Source organism: Streptomyces paromomycinus, from assembly GCF_003865155.1.
In the GTDB taxonomy this organism is placed as follows: domain Bacteria; phylum Actinomycetota; class Actinomycetes; order Streptomycetales; family Streptomycetaceae; genus Streptomyces; species Streptomyces chrestomyceticus.
This window is the reverse complement of record NZ_BHZD01000001.1, coordinates 8,686,811-8,704,742: the sequence shown is the minus strand read 5'-3', so window position 1 is coordinate 8,704,742 and position 17,932 is coordinate 8,686,811. Positions and strand designations below refer to the sequence as shown.

The 17,932-nt window shown below is 73.8% G+C and carries 4 protein-coding genes; 2 read left to right on the top strand and 2 right to left on the bottom strand.

Going from position 1 to position 17,932, the window contains the following annotated elements; translation table 11 throughout:
- The first annotated feature begins 303 nt into the window (after window positions 1-303).
- Both OEIGOIKO_RS36925 and OEIGOIKO_RS36920 read left to right on the top strand, forming a co-directional pair.
- Window positions 304-1,629 carry a sensor histidine kinase gene (locus OEIGOIKO_RS36925; RefSeq protein WP_125057680.1) on the top strand — a complete coding sequence of 442 codons (1,326 nt, stop codon included), beginning with the start codon at window positions 304-306 and terminating at the stop codon, window positions 1,627-1,629.
- Window positions 1,614-2,276: a response regulator transcription factor gene (locus tag OEIGOIKO_RS36920; RefSeq protein WP_031011168.1), complete on the top strand. Its 663-nt coding sequence runs from the start codon at window positions 1,614-1,616 to the stop codon at window positions 2,274-2,276. The genes OEIGOIKO_RS36925 and OEIGOIKO_RS36920 overlap by 16 nt, the downstream gene beginning before the upstream one ends.
- Before the next feature lie 60 nt (window positions 2,277-2,336).
- Here the strand turns inward: OEIGOIKO_RS36920 and OEIGOIKO_RS36915 are convergent, their stop codons facing one another.
- On the bottom strand, window positions 2,337-5,711 hold the full coding sequence (locus OEIGOIKO_RS36915) for a non-ribosomal peptide synthetase (protein WP_125057679.1): 3,375 nt from the start codon (window positions 5,709-5,711) through the stop codon (window positions 2,337-2,339).
- On the bottom strand, window positions 5,708-17,899 hold the full coding sequence (locus OEIGOIKO_RS36910; RefSeq protein ID WP_125057678.1) for a type I polyketide synthase: 12,192 nt from the start codon (window positions 17,897-17,899) through the stop codon (window positions 5,708-5,710). Before OEIGOIKO_RS36910 ends, OEIGOIKO_RS36915 begins: the two co-directional genes overlap by 4 nt.
- Window positions 17,900-17,932 lie beyond the last annotated feature (33 nt).

Here is a 17,932-nt window from a genome sequence, read left to right as displayed (position 1 = left end):
CCGTCTCAAGGTGTTCCCCACGCTAGGGAGTTGCCGGAAGAGGCGGTATGGGCCTGAGCGTACGGCTGGGTGGGGCCAGACCCACCGTCGGAGGGGCCCAGCCGTACGGCACGTCGGGACGGGAAGAACGGCGGCGGTGCGGGGTGCTCGTGACACGGCCGCCGGGCGCGGTGGGGCTAGGCCCACCGGTGGCGGGGCGTAGCGGGATTCCGGCTCCGGCGCCCGCTGCGTACCGTCGGCGGTATCGGTCAGGGGTCCGCTCCCGGCTGAGATTATGATCGCCGTGGTGAAGGGAACGAGACGATGAGGATACCTCCGCGAGGCGGCCCGCTGCGCTGGTGTGCCGAGGCCGGCCTCGGGCTGTACCGGTCCGTGGTGCTGGTCGGGCTCACCTGCGTGGTGCCGCTCGTCGCGGTGCCCGTCGGGGTCGGCGGTGCCCGGCTGGCCGGCTCCTGGACCGCCGGTCTGGACGCGCCGCTCGCCGTGCGGGTGCTGGCCACCCTCGGGGAGGGGCTGGCGGTGGCCTTCTGGATCGCCGCGGCCCTGTTCATCGTCTACCCGCTGACCAGCCGTGGCCTGGCCAGGGCCGCCCGCCGGTGTGCCGCGGACTGGCTGGAGGTACGGCACGAGGTGCGCTACCGCTCGGTGCCGCCGGTGACGCGTATGGCCACCGGGTCCTGGTGGGACGGGGAGGAGTACCACAAGACCGAGCGGGAGGCCCGCCGGCGGGCCGCGGTGCACGCCCGCTTCCACGATCCGCAGCTGCACTGGGACGGGCTGTGGGCGGTGGTCGCCTCGGTGACCGTACTGCCGCTCTCCGCCCTGCCGCTGCTCGCCCTCGGCCTCGGCATCTACCTGGCGGTGACGCCGGCCCTCCTCGGTTACGGCGCCGGCCTGATCGTGGCGGGCCTGGTCGCCGCCCCCTTCGCCTGGCGGATCCTGCGGCCGGTGGGGTCCCGGCTGCTGGGGCCGGTCCCCCGCACCCGGCTGAGCCGGCGGGTGGAGGAACTGGAGGCCATCCGGGCCGACCTGACGCAGGCCCAGGCCGCGGAGCTGGAGCGGATCGAGCGCGGCCTGCACGACGGGGCCCAGGCCCGGATGGTCGCGATGGGCATGTCGATGGGCGCCGCCGAGCAGCTGGTGGACTCCAACCCGGATGCCGCCAAGGCGGTGCTGGCCGAGGCCCGGGCCACCTCCGCCACCGCCCTGGCCGAACTGCGCACCCTGGTCCGCGGGATCAACCCCCCGGTGCTCGCCGAACGCGGTCTGGTGGACGCCGTCCAGGCGCTCGCGCTGGACGCCGCCGTCGTCGTGGACGTGCTCACCCGGGTGCCGTCCCGGCCGGAGCGCCCGGTGGAGTCGGCGGTCTACTTCGCCGTCGCGGAACTGCTGGCGAACGTGGCCAAGCACGCCGAGGCGGAGCGCGTCACGGTGGAACTCAGTTACGCCACGCGGACGCTGACCGCGACCGTGCAGGACGACGGGGTCGGCGGGGCCGATCCCGCCGCCGGCTCCGGGCTGAGCGGCATCGAACGCCGTGTGCACGCGTTCGGCGGCCGTCTGGAGATCGACAGTCCGGCCGGCGGGCCGACCCGTATCACTGTGGCGGTGCCGTGCGAATTGTCGTAGCCGAGGATCTCTTCCTGCTCAGGAACGGGATGGTGCAGCTCGTCGAGGCGTTCGGGCACACCGTGGTCGCCGCCGTCGAGTCCGGGCCCGCCACCTTGGAGGCGCTGCTCGAACACCGGCCGGACGTCGCGATCGTGGACGTCCGGCTGCCGCCGACCTTCTCCGACGAGGGGCTGCAGGCCGCCCTCGCCGCGCGCCGCGCCGTTCCCGGGCTGCCGGTGCTGATCCTCTCCCAGCACGTCGAGCAGCTGTACGCGCGGGAGTTGCTGGCCGACGGGCACGGCGGCATCGGCTACCAGCTCAAGGACCGGGTGCTGGACGCGGAGCAGTTCCTGGACGCGCTGACGCGGGTGGCGGGCGGCGGCACCGCGCTGGACCCCACGGTCGTCTCCAAACTGCTGGCCCGGCCCACCCGGGCCGATCCGCTCGCCGCCCTCACCGAGCGCGAGCGCTCGGTGCTGGAGCTGATGGCCGAGGGGCTGTCCAACGCGGCCATCGCCGGGCGGCTGTTCTTGAGCGAGGGCGCCATCAGCAAGTACACCACCACGATCTTCGCCAAGCTGGGTGTGGTCACCGACGACGACACCAACCGCAGGGTCCGCGCCGTCCTGGCCTACCTGGAGGCGACCGGCCGCAGCGAGCAGTGACCTCGGTGGTGGGCCCGGGTGGGCGGTGCGGCGCCGGCCGCACCGCCCACCCGGGCTCTGTCATGGCTGCGGCGCCCCCTCGGCTGCCGTGTCCGTCGCGCGGATGCGGGCGGCCAGCTGCCGTGGGGTGGACTGTTCGAAGATCTCGGAGAGGCCCAGCGAGCGGCCGCTGAGGTTCTGGAACTCCTGCATCGCCACGGCGGCCAGCATGGAGTGACCGCCGGCGGCGAAGAAGTCGGTGTCCGCGTCGGCGTCCGCGCGCCGCAGGACGGTGCGCCACACCTGCACCAGCTGGTCCGTGAGAACGTCCGCTCCGGCCGCCGTTCCCGGCCGGCCGGCGGCGTCCGGAGCGTCGGCGCCGGTGGGGCCCGGTGCCGTGCGGTGGGTGCGGCGGGCGGTGACGATCCGCTCCAGCTCCCGAAGGTCCACCTTGCCGTTGCCGTTGACCGGCAGCGCATCGACGGTGACGAGGTCGCCGGGGAGCATCGAGCGGGACAGCCGGGTGCGGGCGTGCTCGTGGACGTCGGCGGTGTCCAGTACGTCACCGGACGGCTCCAGGCAGCCGATGAGCACACCGTCGCCGCTCGGGTCGCCCACCATGATCACTGCGGCGGCGGCGACCTGGGGGTGGGCCGTCAGCGTCGCCTCGATCTCACCCAACTCGATGCGGTTGCCGCGGAGTTTGACCTGCCGGTCGATCCGTCCGAACAGGTCGAGCAGGCCGTCCGCCCGCCAGCAGGCCACGTCGCCGGTGCGGTAGAAACGGCCGTGCTCGGGGTGGACGCCGAAGCGCTCCGCGTCCAGCTCCGGCCGGCCGTGGTAGCCCAGCGCGACGCCGGTCCCGGAGATGCACAGCTCCCCCCGGACGCCCACCGGCAGGTCGCGGCCATGGGCGTCGCTCACATGGACCCGGGTGTTGCGGATCGGGCGGCCCACGTCCAGCCGGGCGCCGGGGTCCTGTGCGATCACGCGGGAGGTGGACCAGATGGTCGTCTCGGTGGGGCCGTAGGCGTGGTGCAGTTCGCACCCGGCCGCCAGCAGCCGCCGGGCCAGCGGGAGCGGCACCGGCTCCCCGCCGATCAGGACGCTGCGGCCGCGCAGGCAGTCCGCCGCCCGGTCGGCGACCAGCCGCCAGGTCGTCGGGGTCGCCTGGACGAAGCGTACGTCGTGCCGCTCCAGCAGTTCGCGCAGCACCCGGCCGTCGCTCCTGGCCCGGTCCGGGGCGGCCACCAGCCGGCCGCCGGAGACCAGCGGCACGAACAGTTCCACCCCGGACATGTCGAAGGCGAAGGTCGTCGTCCACAGCATGGTGTCGCCGGGCTCCGCGGCCAGCTGAGCGGTGAAGTGCGCGGCCAGGTTGGCCAGGGCGGCGTGGCCGATCAGTGTCCCCTTCGGGCGCCCGGTGGATCCGGAGGTGTACATCAGGTAGGCGCAGGCGGCGGGGTCCCCCACCGGGCCGTCCGGGGCCGGCAGCTGCGGGGCGTGGTCCGCCGGCGGCGCGTGCAGCACCGCCGGGCCGTCGGGGCCGGCCAGGACGGCGGTGTGCTCGTCGGCCACCAGCACCGTGGCGGCGGAGTCGGAGAGCTGGTGGCGGATCCGCTCGCGCGGGTGGGCCGCGTCCACCGGCACGTACGCCGCGCCCGCCAGCCAGGTGCCCAGGACTGCCGCGACCAGTTCGGCGCCGCGGGGCAGGGCGATCGCCACCACGTCCCCCGGCCGTACCCCGGTGTCCTTCAGGCGGGTGGCCATGGCATGTGCGGCGTTCCACAACTGCCCGTAGTCGACGGTGCGTTCACCCTCCACCACGGCCACCGCGGCGGGCGCGCGCCGGACTTGCAGGCGTACGGCGTCCAGGACGGTGGCCGGCTCGACGGGGCTCGCGGTGTCGTTGGCCGCGCCGATGATCTCGTGGTCCCGTCCGCTCCACCAGGAAACGTCGCCGACGGCGCGGTCCGGGTCGGCGGTGAACGCGCGCAGCACCGTCTCGTAACGGGCCAGCAGGAGTTCGGCCAGCGCGGGGTCGAACAGCTCGGTGCGGTAGCGCAGGCGCAGCGCGGTGGCGCCGTGCGGGTCTTGCGGGGCCGTTGCCGTCAGGTGCAGGTCGAAGTGGGCGGTGCCGCTGGTGACGGGGAAAGGCCGGGCGGCCAGGCCGCCGAAGGTGAAGGCAGCCGGGCAGGTGACCGTGTCCGTACGGTATTCGAAGGTGTGCCGGAAGGGCAGCGGGGGGCGGCCGGGGGTGGCCGGGGGCAGCAGGCCGGGCTGTGCCGCCTCGGCCGCCGCTGCGTGGACGGTGGCGGCGGCCAGCCGCTCGGCGCTGCGCAGCACCAGGTCGCGGACGCTCTCCTTGTGCTCGGTCCGCAGCCGCAGCGGCACCTGGCCGGTGTGCCGGCCGAGCGCGCGGGCGGCGGGTACGGGGCGGAGGTCGACGGGGAGGCCGACCAGCAGGTCGGGGCCGGCGCCGTGAGTCTCCAGCAGCACGTAGTAGGCGGCCAGCAGGATCGCGGGCTGCGGGACGCCGAGATCGTCGGCGAGCCGGCGGAGGCCGGCCTCGACGGGCGCGGGCAGGGTGCGGTCGAGCTGTGCGGCGGCCAGGGCCGGCCGGTCCGGGTCAGGGGCGGTGCAGGACAGCTCCTGGGTGCCGGTGTCCGCGCCGGCCAGCTCCGCCTGCCAGAAGGCCAGGCTTCGCGGGCTCGGCGCCGCGGCTTCCGGGCCGGAGGGCGGGAGGGACGGCGGGACGGAGGTCGGGCCGGACGGCGGGACGGACGACAGGCCGGAGGCCGGGCCGGACGGCGGGACGGAGGCCGGGCCGGACGGCGGGACGGAGGCCGGGCCGGGCGCCGCGGTTCCTGCCGTTCCGGTGGCCTCTCCTGCCGTTCCGGTGGCCTCTCCCGCCGTTCCGGTGGCCTCGTCGGCGTGCTGCTCGTAGGCGGCGATCAGGTGCTCGCGCAGCAGCGGGCCGGAGATCTCGTCCAGGACGAGCCGGTGCGCGGTGACGCAGACGACGTCGGTGTCCGGGGAGCGGAACAGTGCCGCCCGTACGGGCGGGGTGCCGTCCAGCGGGAAGGGGACGGCGGTCACCGGTGCCAGGTCGGCGGAGGTGGGTTCGCCGGGCAGCTCCGTCTCCCCCACCGGCAGCGGGCACTCGCCCGCCGCCAGCACCCGTTTGACCAGCCGGGAGCCCGCGTCGCGGTAGCCGGTGCGCAGCGCCTGGTGACGTCCCGCCACGGCGGCCAGCGCCGCGCGGAGCCGTTCGGCGTCGACGCGCCCGGCGACGGCGAAGGCCACCGGGACGTTGTTGACCGGGGTGTCCGGCGCCAGTGACTCCAGCCGCCACAGCGCTTCCTCGGCCGGGGAGACGGCGGCCTCCGCCGTGCCGGGGGCGGGTACTCCGCCGTCCGCCGCCCCGGGCGTGTGGTCCTGTGCACGATTGTTCACGCCGCTCCTCCGTCGGTGCCCGGCACGATCCCCAGCTCCTTGTCGATGAGGTCGAACATCTCGTCGTCCGTCGCCTCGGTGATGTCCGTGTCGGAGGAGCCGTGGTCCGCCTCGGCGCCGCGGAACTCCTCCATGATGGTCTCGAAACGGCTCATGATCTCCGCCTTGCGGCCGCCCCGCCGGACGATCCCGGTGAGCAGCGACCTGAGCCGGTCCAGCTCGCCGAGCACCGGCCCGTAGTCGATCTCCTGCTCGGCGATCCGCTCCTGGAGGTACTCCGCCAGCTCCCGCGGCGTCGGGTAGTCGAAGACGACCGCGGCCGGCAGCCGCAGGCCGAGCGCGCCGCTGACGCGGTTGCGGAATTCGACCGCGGTCAGCGAGTCGAAGCCGAGCTGACGGAAGTACCGGGCCGGCTCGACGGACTGCGGCCCCGGCCGTCCGAGCACCAGCGCCGCCTGGGTACGCACCAGGTTCATGACGGCGTGGTGGAACTGCTCGGGAGGCAGCGCCGCCAGTTCGGCGGCCAGCTTCCGGCCGGCGTCCGGCCCCGGTCCTCCCGCGGTGCGCCGGCCGGGCCGGACCAGGCCGGTCACCAGGGCCGGTACGGCGCTCCCGGTACGGCGCAGCGCGGGCAGGTCCAGCCGGGTCGTGACCAGCAGCGCGTCCGGCCTGCCGAGGGCGGCGTCGAACAGCGCGAGACCGTCGGCCGCGGACAGCGGCCGCAGTCCCTGGCGGGACATCCGCTGCCGTCCGGCGTCGGTGAGCTGTCCGGCCATGCCGTCCTTCCACGGTCCCCACGCCAGCGACACGGCGGGCAGACCGTGGTGGCGCCGGTGGGCGGCCAGCGCGTCCAGGAAGGCGTTGCCGGCCGCGTAGTTGGCCTGGCCCGGGGTGCCCAGCACACCGGCCACTGAGGAGAACAGGACGAAGGTGTCCAGGTCGAGACGGCGGGTCAGGTCGTGCAGGTGCCAGGCGGCGTCCACCTTGGGCCGCATCACCTGCTCGACACGCTCCGGGGTCAGCGAGGCGAGCACGCCGTCGTCCAGTACGCCCGCGGTGTGCACCACCCCGGTCAGCGGCGCCGCCTCAGGCACCCCGGCCAGCACGTGGGCGAGCTGTCGGCGGTCCGCGACGTCGCAGGCCAGGACCTGGACCGGGCGGCCGGAGGCGGCCAGTTCGGCGGCCAGGCGAGGCATTCCGGGGGCGCCCGCGCCCCGCCGTGAGGTCAGCAGCAGCCGCTCGGCCCGACCGGTACGGGCCAGATGCCGTGCCGTCAGGCCGCCGAGCGCCCCAGAGGCGCCGGTCACCAGCACCGTGCCGGGCCGGCCGGCCGGGGCGGACGGCAGCGTCAGCACCGTCTTGGCCATCGTGGACGCTTCCCGGACGGGTGTCCGGAAGACCTGCGCGGCCTGCCGTACGTCGCGGCAGACGACCGGCAAGGGCCGCAGCGCCCCCTTCTCGAACAGCGCGGCCAACTCCGTCAGGTGGGCTTCGAGCTCCTCGGGACGCTGGTCGTCCGTCTCGGCGCCGGCTGCCGACAGCGACCGGCCGCCGGGGCGCAGCAGGCGCAGCGCCGCGTCCGCCGTGGCTGTGTCCGTGGCTGTGTCCGTGGCTGTCTCCTGTCCCGTCGCGGCTGCGTCCTGTCCCGTCGCGGCTGCGTCCGGGGCTGTTGCGGCTGCGTCCCGGGCCGTCGTCGCTGTGTCCGGGTCCGTGGAGGGCGGGAGGAAGGTGAGCACGACGTCCATGCCGTGTCCGCCGGTCGCGGTGCGGAACGTCTCCTCGAAGTGTGCCGTCGCGGACGACGCCAGGTGGTGTCCGTCCAGGCCGAGCCGGTGCAGCTCCGACGAGGCGGACGGCGGCGCCGTGGCGAACACCTCGGCGCCCAGGTGGCGTGCCAGTTGGACGGCGGCCAGGCCCTCGGGGCCGGCGGCGGGGTGGATCAGCACCCGCTCCCCTGGGCGCGGTGCCGCCTGCGCCAGCAGCCGGTACGCGGCCAGGAACGCCACCGGCGCAGTGGCGGCCTGCGCGGCCGACCAGCCTTCCGGAACCGGCACCAGCAGCCGTGCGTCGGCGATCGCGGTGGCCGCGAAGGCGCCCGGGAACAGGCCCGTCACCCGTTCCCCGACGGCCGGCCGGGCAACCCCGGGCCCGGTCTCCAGCACCACCCCGGCGCCCTCCTGTCCGAGCGGTCGCGGCCGCTCGGGGGACGCCTCCAGCACGTCCCGTACGTCCTGCCGGTTCACCGCGGCCGCATGCACCGCCAACCGCACCTCGCCGGCGGCCAGGGGCCGCTGCCCCACCTCGCCGTCCACCGGCCGTACCGGGTCGGCGGCGTCGGGACCGCAGGCCGCCAGGCGCCAGTCCCGGCCGTCCGGCACCGGCAGTTCCTCCCCGGCCGCCCGGGCCAGGCGCGGCACCAGCAGCCGGCCGTCGCGCACCGCGAACTGTGGTTCGCCGAGGGCCGCTCCGGCCATCACCAGGGGGCCGGAGCCGGCCGGCCGCGCCACGTCCGCCAGCACGATCCGCTCCGGATGCTCGGCAGCCGCCGTCCGCACCAGTCCGGCGACGCCGGCGCCCGCCAGCCGCAGGTCCGTGCCGGTGTCCGCGTCCAGTCCGCGCTCGACGACCACCACGAGCTGTGATCCGTCCAGCGCAGGTGCCGCCAGCAACGCGCGGAGGGTCTCCAGCACGCGGACGGTGGCGGCGCGGGCGGCTGCGGGGAGTGTTGTGGGGGCCGTGGCGAGGTTCGGGTCCGTGGCGAGGTTCGGGCCCGTGGCGGGGTTCGGGCCCGTGGCGGGGTTCGGGCCCGTGGCGGGGTTGCTGTCGGACACGCAGCACAGCACGACCGTGTCCGGCACCGGGGCTCCGTCCCGCACCGCTGCGACCAACTCGAGGGCGTCCGGGTACGCCGCAGCACCGGGTACCTCCAGTCCGCCGTCGTCGCCGAGGACCACCCAGCGGCGCCCCGGCTCCCCTGTCTCCGGTACCTCGTCCACCGGGGACCACCGCACCCGGAAGAGCCCGTCCCGGCCCGCCCCGGCGGCCTGCTCCAGCGCACCGGGAGCCAGTGGCGCCGGTACCACCGCGTCCGCCGAGGCGATCGGCCGGCCGACCGGGTCGGCCAACGTCACCGCGACGCCCTCGCCGGCCGGGGACGGCACCACTCGTACCCGCGCCGCCGTGGCGCCGGACGCGTACAGCCGTACTCCGCTCCAGGCGAAGGGCAGCAACGGCCCCTCGGTTTCCGTCCGGTGCTGCTCCGCCTGTTCCAGACAGGTCAGGTGAAGGGCGGCGTCGAGCAGGGCCGGGTGCACGCCGAACCCGTCCACCGCCACGTCCTGCGGCAGGGCGATCTCGGCGAACAGTTCCTCGCCCCGGCGCCAGGCCGCCCGCACACCCTGGAAGGCCGGCCCGTGGCCGAGGCCGGTGGTCGCCGGCCCCTCGTAGAGCCCGAGCACGTCGGCCGGTACGGCGCCGGGCGGCGGCCAGTGCACGCTCCACGCCGCGTCCGCGGCGGCCTCGTCGTCCGCTGCGGCCGGGGCCAACGTGCCGCTGGCGTGCCGCACCCACTCCCCCTCCGGCCGCCGCGCGAAGACGGCGACCTCCCGGCGCCCTTCGGCGTCGGCCGTGCCGACGGTCACCTGTACCCGGACGCCGCCGCGCTGTGGGAGCACCAGCGGGGCCTCGACGAGCAGCTCTTCGATGCGGCCGCTGCCGGCCTCGTCGGCCGCGCGCACCGCCATGTCCACCAGCGCCGAGGCGGCGACGACCGGATGCCCGGCCACCAGCAACTGGCCCAGCCAGGGCTGCGCGGACCGGGTCAGCTGCCCGGTCAGCACCACCTCACCGGAGGCCGGCAGTTCGACGGTCGCCCCCAGCAGGGGGTGCCCCGGCCGTTCCAGGCCGAGGTCCTCGGCGCGGCTCGCGGAGGCCGCGCTCAGCCAGTACCGCTGCCGCTGGAAGGCGTACGTGGGCAGGTCCACCCGCTGGGCGCCGGTACCGGCGTACAGCGCGTCCCAGGCAACCGGGACCCCACGAACGAACACCTTCGCCAGCGCGGTCAGCACAGCCCGCGGCTCGTCACGGCCACGGCGCAGCACCGGCAGCCATGCCTCGGAGCCGGCCGCGTTCTGGCCCTCGCTGTCGGTGCGGGTCTGCGGGCCCATGCCGGACAAGACGCCGTCCGGGCCGAGCTCGATGAAGGTACGGACGCCGAGCCCGCGCATCGCCTCCGCCGCGTCCGCAAAACGGACCGCCTCGCGGACGTGCCGGACCCAGTAGGAGGGGTCGGTGACCTCCTCCGAGATGGGGCCGCCGGTCAGCGCGGAGACCATCGTCACCTGCGGCTTCCGGTACGTGACGTTGGCAATCGCCTCGGCGAACCGGTCCAGCATCGGCTCCATGAGCGGCGAATGGAACGCATGCGAAACCTGCAAACGCCGCGTGCGTGCTCCTGCCTGTGCCAGCTCCTCCGCTGCTGCGAGCACGTCGGCCTCGGTGCCGGACAGCACCACCGCGCGCGGCCCGTTCACCGCAGCGATCCCCACCCCGGGGCGATCGGCCAGGGCCTTACGGACCTGTTCCTCGGCGGCTTCCACCGCCACCATCGCCCCACCACGCGGCAGCTCCTGCATCAGACGACCACGAGCCGCCACCACCGCACAGGCATCCTCCAGCGACCACACCCCCGCCACATGCGCCGCAGCCAGTTCGCCGATCGAATGACCCGCCACCACCTGCGGCACCACACCCCACGACGCCAGCAGACGGAACAGCGCCACCTCCACCGCGAACAACGCAGGCTGCGCCCACACCGTCTCATCAACACGGCCCCCACCCGGCCACGACGGGTCACCCACACCCCACACCACCGCGCCCAGCGAACCCCCAAGATGGACGTCCAATGCTGCGCACACCTCATCGAACGCCGCAGCAAACACCGGGAACGCCTCATAGAGCTGACGCCCCATCCCGACCCGCTGCGCACCCTGCCCGGTGAAGACGAAACCGACCCGGCCCGCAGCACCTGCAACACCACTCACCACACCCGGCAGATCACGCCCCTCCGCAAGGGCGCCCAAAGCGGTAACCAGCTCCTCCCGATCCGAGCCCAGCACCACCGCCCGATGCTCCAACACCGCACGCGACGACACCAACGACCAACCCACATCCACCGGCCCCACACCCGCATCCCGCCCGACGAACGCGGCCAGCCGCCCAGCCTGACCCGCAAGCCCCGCCTCCGAACGACCGGAAACCACCCACGGCAACACAGGCAACTCCGTACCGGCATCACCGTCCGCGGCCTCGGGCGCCGCCCCCGGAACCGGGGACTGCTCACCAGCGGCCGGGGCCTGCTCAATGATCACGTGAGCATTGGTCCCGGAAAACCCGAACGAAGACACCCCGGCGCGGCGCGGGCGCTCACCCGTCTCCGGCCACGGCACCGCCTCAGTGACCAGCCGCACCGCCCCCGCATCCCAGTCCACCTGCGAAGACGGCCGCTCCGCGTGCAGAGTTCCGGGGATCTGGCCGTGCTCCAGCGCCAGCACCATCTTGATGATTCCGGCGACACCGGCGGCGGCCTGGGCATGCCCGATGTTGGACTTCACCGAGCCCAGCCACAACGGCCGGTCCGCCGGGCGGTTCCGGCCGTAGGTGGCCAGCAGGGCCTGTGCCTCGATCGGGTCGCCCAGCCGCGTCCCGGTGCCGTGGCCTTCGACCACGTCGACCCCGTCGGTCCCGATGCCCGCGTTGGCCAACGCCGCCCGGATGACTCGCTGTTGGGACGGGCCGTTCGGTGCGGTCAGACCGTTGGAAGCACCGTCCTGGTTGACCGCACTGCCCCGCACCACCGCCAGCACCTTGTGGCCGTTGCGCCGGGCGTCGGAGAGGCGTTCCACGACCAGCACACCGACGCCCTCGCTCCAGGCGGTGCCGTCCGCGTCCTCCGCGTAGGCCTTGCAGCGGCCGTCCGCCGCCAGCCCGCGCTGTCGGGAGAAGTCGATGAAGGTGACCGGGGTGGCCATCACGTTGACGCCACTGACCAGGGCGAGTGTGCTCTCCCCGGACCGCAGGGACTGGGCGGCCAGGTGGAGCGCCACCAGCGAGGAGGAGCAGGCCGTGTCCACGGTCACCGCCGGACCCTCCAGGCCCAGGGCGTAGGCCACCCGGCCGGAGGCCACCGACCCGGTGGCGCCGAGGCCGACGTATCCCTCGGCCTCTTCCGGCAGCGCGGTGGCCGAGAGGTAGTCGTGGTGGAACATGCCGGTGAACACGCCGGACGCGCTGGTCCGCAGCTCGGTCGGGTCGATGCCGGCGTTCTCCAGCGCCTCCCAGGAGGTCTCCAGCAACAGCCGCTGCTGCGGATCCATCGCCAGTGCCTCACGCGGGCTGGTGCCGAAGAACTCCGCGTCGAACTCGGCGGCGTCGTAGAGGAAGCCGCCCTCGCCGACCAGGCTCTTGCCCACCGCGTCCGGGTCGGAGTCCACCACGTCGGCGGGCCAGCCACGGTTGTCCGGGAAGGGGCCGATCCCGTCTCCGCCCGAGGCCAGCATTTCCCAGAACTCGGCGGGGTTCGTGGCCCCACCGGGGAAGCGGCACGCCATTCCGACGATCGCCACGGGGTCGCCGTCCGGGTGGCCGTCATTGTCCGCGTGACCGGCAGCGGCCGCTGCCGCAGGTGCCGCGTCCGCCGCTACCGCGCCGGAGTCGATCAGCTCGGCCAGGGCGAATCCGGCCAGGGCGGCGGGGGTCGGGTAGTCGAAGACCGCCGTGGCCGGCAGCCGCAGGCCGGTCGCCGTGCTGAGCCGGTTGCGCAGTTCGACGGCGGTCAGCGAGTCGAAGCCGACGTCACGGAACGGACGGTTCCCATCGAGGGCGCCGGGCCCGGCCATGCCCAGCACCAGGGCAGCCTGGCTGACGACGAGGTCCAGCAGCACCTCCTGGCTCTCCGCGGGGCTCAGCCCGGCCAGGCGGGCTGCCAGTGCGTTCCGGTCCTCGGCGGCCGGCTGTCCGGCCGTCCGCCGAGCGGGCTGCGCGTTGCCGCGGGCCGCCGGGACGAGCGCGGACAGCAACGGCGGCACCTCTGAGGAGCGGCGCAGCGCACCGAGGTGCAGCTCTGCTGCCACCAGCAGCGGTCGGGCGCGGTCCGCGGCGGCGTCGAGCGCGGCGAGGCCGCGTGCGTCGGAGAGCGGGCGCATTCCCTGGCGGGCCATTCGCAGCAGGTCGGCCTCGGCCAGCTCGCCGGCCATGCCGTTCTCCCAGGGCCCCCAGGCCAGCGATACGGCGGGCAGGCCGAGGTGACGCCGGTGAGCGGCCAGCGCGTCCAGGAACGTGTTGCCCGCCGCATAGTTGGCCTGACCGGCATTACCGATCACCCCCGCGATGGACGAGAACAGCACGAACGTGTCCAGCTCCAGACCCAGGTCACGGGTCAGCTCGTGCAGGTTCCAGGCCGCATCCACCTTCGGCCGCAACACCGACTCCACCCGCTCCGGCGTCAGCGAACCGACCACCCCGTCATCCAACACACCCGCCGCATGCACCACACCCGACAACGCCACACCCTCAAGCACACCGGCAAGCTGACCCCGGTCAGCCGCATCACAGGCAGCCACCGTGACCCGGACACCTGACGTGTCGAGGTCGGCGAGGAGTTCCGGCATTCCCGGGGCGTCGCCGCCGCGACGGGAGAGCAGCACCAGATGCTCGACCCGGCCCGACCTCGCCAGATGCCGGGCCACCAACCCACCCAGAACCCCCGAAGCACCCGTCACCAACACCGTGCCCGGGCGGACGCCAACGTGGGCTGCGGGCTCGGTCTCGTTCTCGGGCCCGGCGGACGGTACCGCCTGGGCCTCAGGTGCCGTGTCCCCGTTGCATGCCGACGGGTCCGCGGGAGTGGCTCGGGTCAGCCTGGGCACCCGGATCTGTCCGGCCCGGACCGCCCACTGCGGCTCATCCAGCTCCACCCCGGCCCGCAGCCAACCGACCAGCTCCACACCGGGTACGGACATGCTGTCCACGTCCGCCAGCAGCACCCGCCCGGGATTCTCCGTCTGCGCCACCCGCACCAGACCCCACACCGAAGCCGCCGCAACCTCCACCGGCACCCCCGCACCCGCATCGACCGCACACTCGGTCAACACCAACAACCGCGCACCGGACAACACATCAGCAGCCAGCCAACGCTGCACCAACCCCAAAACATCCACCGCGGTACGACGAGCCGCATCCGCAACACCACCGGAACCGACTGCCGGCAGCACCGGCGCCACCACCGTCTGCGGAACCTCAGCCCCCGCCTCCACCGCCGCCACCAACCCCGCAACATCCGGGAAAACCACAGCACCCGGCAGACCCGGCACAACCGCCGCAGCCCCGAGCACAACCCACCGACCCAACGACTCCGAGCCCGAGGCCACGTCGGATGTGGCGACCGGTGTGACCGTAGTGGCCGTGGCAGGCACCCACTCCACCGCGAACAGGGTGTCGTCCGCCGCCTGCCCGCCCGCTGCGAGGTCCTGCGGCGACAGGGTACGCAGGTCCAACCTGTCGACGGAGGCGATCAGTTGGCCGGTCGCGTCGGCCAGCATGACTGTCAGCCCCTCACCCGAGGCGGCAGGGGTCACCCGGACCCGTGCCGCCACGGCGTCGGAGGCGTGCACCATGACGTTGTTCCAGGCGAACGGCAACGCCAAGCCGTCGCCTTGGGTGTTCGCGGCCGCCACGTGCAGTGCCGCGTCCAGCAGGGCGGGGTGCAGCCCGAACCCGTTGGGCGTCACGTCCTGCGGCAGGGCGATCTCGGCGAACAGTTCCTCGCCCCGGCGCCAGGCCGCCCGCACACCCTGGAAGGCCGGCCCGTAGCTCAGCCCACGAGCCGCCAGCTCCGGGTAGAACAGCTCCGGGTCGAGGGTTTGCGCACCGGACGGCGGCCACTGCCGGAAACCGTCGGCACTCCCCTCGGCCACCGCCTCGGCCGGGGAGAGCCCACCGGTTGCGTGCCGGGTCCACTCCCCCTCCGGCGGGACGTCCTCGTCCTGCGCATAGACACTGACCACGCGGCGCCCGGACGCATCCGGCTCCTCCACCATGACCTGCACCCGCACACCGCCCCGCGCAGGCAGGACCAACGGAGCCTCAATCAACAATTCCTCGACCCGCGAACACCCCACCTCATCACCCGCACGAACCACCATCTCCACCAACGCCGCGCCGGGCACCACCACCTGGCCCGCCACCACATGATCCGCAAGCCAGGGCTGCCCCGAAAGCGAAAGCCGCCCCGTCAACACCACACCACCACTGGCCGGCAACCCCACTGCCGCACCCAACAACGGATGACCCGACGGCGCCAGCCCCAGGCCCTCGGCCCGACTGTCAACGGCCACCTTCAACCAGTAGCGGTGACGCTGGAAGGCGTACGTGGGCAGGTCCACGCGCTGGGCGCCGGTACCGGCATACAGCGCGTCCCAGGCAACCGGGACCCCACGAACGAACACCTTCGCCAGCGCGGTCAGCACGGCGCGCGGTTCGTCACGGCCACGGCGCAGCACCGGCAGCCATGCCTCGGAACCCGACTCGCCCTCGTTGTCACTGTCGGTGCGGGTCTGCGGGCCCATGCCGGACAAGATGCCGTCCGGGCCGAGCTCGATGAAGGTACGGACGCCGAGCCCGCGCATCGCCTCCGCCGCGTCCGCAAAACGGACCGCCTCGCGGACGTGCCGGACCCAGTAGGAGGGGTCGGTGACCTCCTCCGAGACGGGGCCGCCGGTCAGCGCGGAGACCATCGTCACCTGCGGCTTCCGGTACGTGACCTGGGCGATCACCTCCGCGAACCGGTCCAGCATCGGCTCCATGAGCGGCGAATGGAAGGCATGCGAAACCTGCAAACGCCGCGTGCGCGCCCCGGCCTGTGCCAGCTCCTCCGCCATCGCCAGCACGTCGGTCTCGGTGCCGGACACCACGATCGCGCGCGGCCCGTTCACCGCGGCGACCCCCACCCCCGGACGGTCGGCCAGGGCCTCGCGGACCTGTTCCTCGGCGGCTTCCACCGCCACCATCGCCCCACCACGCGGCAGCTCCTGCATCAGGCGACCACGAGCCGCGACCACGGCGCAGGCGTCCTCCAGCGACCACACCCCCGCCACATGCGCCGCAGCCAGTTCGCCGATCGAATGACCCGCCACCACCTGCGGCACCACACCCCACGACGCCAGCAGACGGAACAGCGCCACCTCCACCGCGAACAACGCAGGCTGCGCCCACACCGTCTCATCAACACGGCCCCCACCCGGCCAGGACGGGTCACCCTCACCCCGCACCACCGCAGCCAGCGAACCCCCAAGGTGGACGTCCAATGCTGCGCACACCTCATCGAACGCCGCCCCGAAGACGGGGAACGCCTCGTAGAGCTGGCGGCCCATCCCGACCCGCTGCGCACCCTGCCCGGTGAAAACCAAACCCACCTTGCCCACGCCGCCCGCAGCACCACTCACCACACCCGGCAGATCACGCCCCTCCGCAAGGGCCCCCAGCCCAGCAACCAACTCCTCCCGGCCCGAGCCCAGCACCACCGCCCGATGCTCCAACACCGCACGTGACGACACCAACGACCAACCCACATCAACCGGCCGCACACCAGGCCCCGACACCTCCACAAACTCCGCCAGCCGCCCAGCCTGACCCGCAAGCCCGGCCTCCGAGCGGCCAGAGACCACCCACGGCAACAGAGGCAACTCCGTGCTGCCGTCACCGTCCGCGGCCTCGGGCGCCGCCCCCGGGACCGGGGACTGCTCATCAGCGGCCGGGGCCTGCTCGATGATCACGTGAGCATTGGTCCCGGAGAACCCGAACGAGGACACCCCGGCGCGGCGCGGGCGCTCGCCCGTCTCCGGCCACGGCACCGTCTCGGTGGCCAGCCGCACCGCCCCCGCAGCCCAGTCCACCTGCGAAGACGGCCGCTCCGCATACAACGTCGCCGGCACTACCCCCCGCTCCATGGCGGCCACCATCTTCACGATGCTCGCCACGCCCGCAGCCGCCTGCGCGTGCCCGATGTTGGACTTCACCGACCCCAGCCACAACGGCCGGTCCACCGGACGGTCCTGCCCGTAAGTGGCCAGCAGCGCCTGCGCCTCGATCGGGTCACCCAACCGCGTCCCCGTCCCGTGCCCCTCCACCACATCCACATCGGCCGGCTTCAGCCCCGCATCGGCCAACGCCGCCCGGATCACCCGCTGCTGTGCCGGACCACTCGGCGCCGTCAGACCGTTGGAAGCACCGTCCTGGTTGACCGCACTGCCCCGCACCACCGCCAGCACCTTGTGACCATTGCGCCGCGCGTCGGACAGGCGTTCCACGACCAGCACACCGACGCCCTCGCCCCAGGCAGTACCGTCCGCACCCTCCGCGTACGACTTGCAGCGGCCGTCCAGGGCCACGGCCCGCTGACGGGAGAAGTCGACGAACGTGTTAGGGGTGGCCATCACCTTCACCCCGCCTGCCAGGGCCAGGGTGCTTTCGCCGGACCGCAGCGACTGGGCAGCCAGGTGCAGCGCCACCAGCGAGGACGAGCAGGCCGTATCCACCGTCACCGCCGGGCCCTCCAGGCCCAGCACGTACGCCACCCGCCCGGAAGCGACCGACGCCGTGGCCCCGACCCCCACGTACCCTTCGATCTCTTCCGGCATCGGGTGGGTCGGCAGATAGTCGTGGTAGAAGAGCCCGGTGAACACGCCGGTCGGGCTGCCGCGCAGTGCCGTGGCGTCGATGCCGGCGTTCTCCAACGCCTCCCACGAAGTCTCCAGCAACAGCCGCTGCTGCGGATCCATCGCCAACGCCTCACGCGGGTTGATCCCGAAGAACTCCGCATCGAACTCAGCCGCGTCGTAAAGGAATCCGCCCTCACCGGAGACGCTCTTGCCCACCGCGTCCGGGTCAGGGTCCACCACATCCTCCGGCCAGCCACGGTCCGACGGGAAAGGACCGATCCCGTCACCCCGCGACTCCACCAGCTCCCACAGCCCCTCCGCCGAGGACACCCCACCAGGGAACCGGCAGGCCATGCCGACGATGGCGATCGGCTCCGGCCGACGGTCCTCGATCTCCCGCAGACGCTCCCGGGTCTGAGCGAGGTCGGTGGTGACCCGCTTGAGATAGTCGCGAAGCTTCTCTTCGTTCGCCATCCGATTGACGCCTTCCTCAATACGCACGGTGGT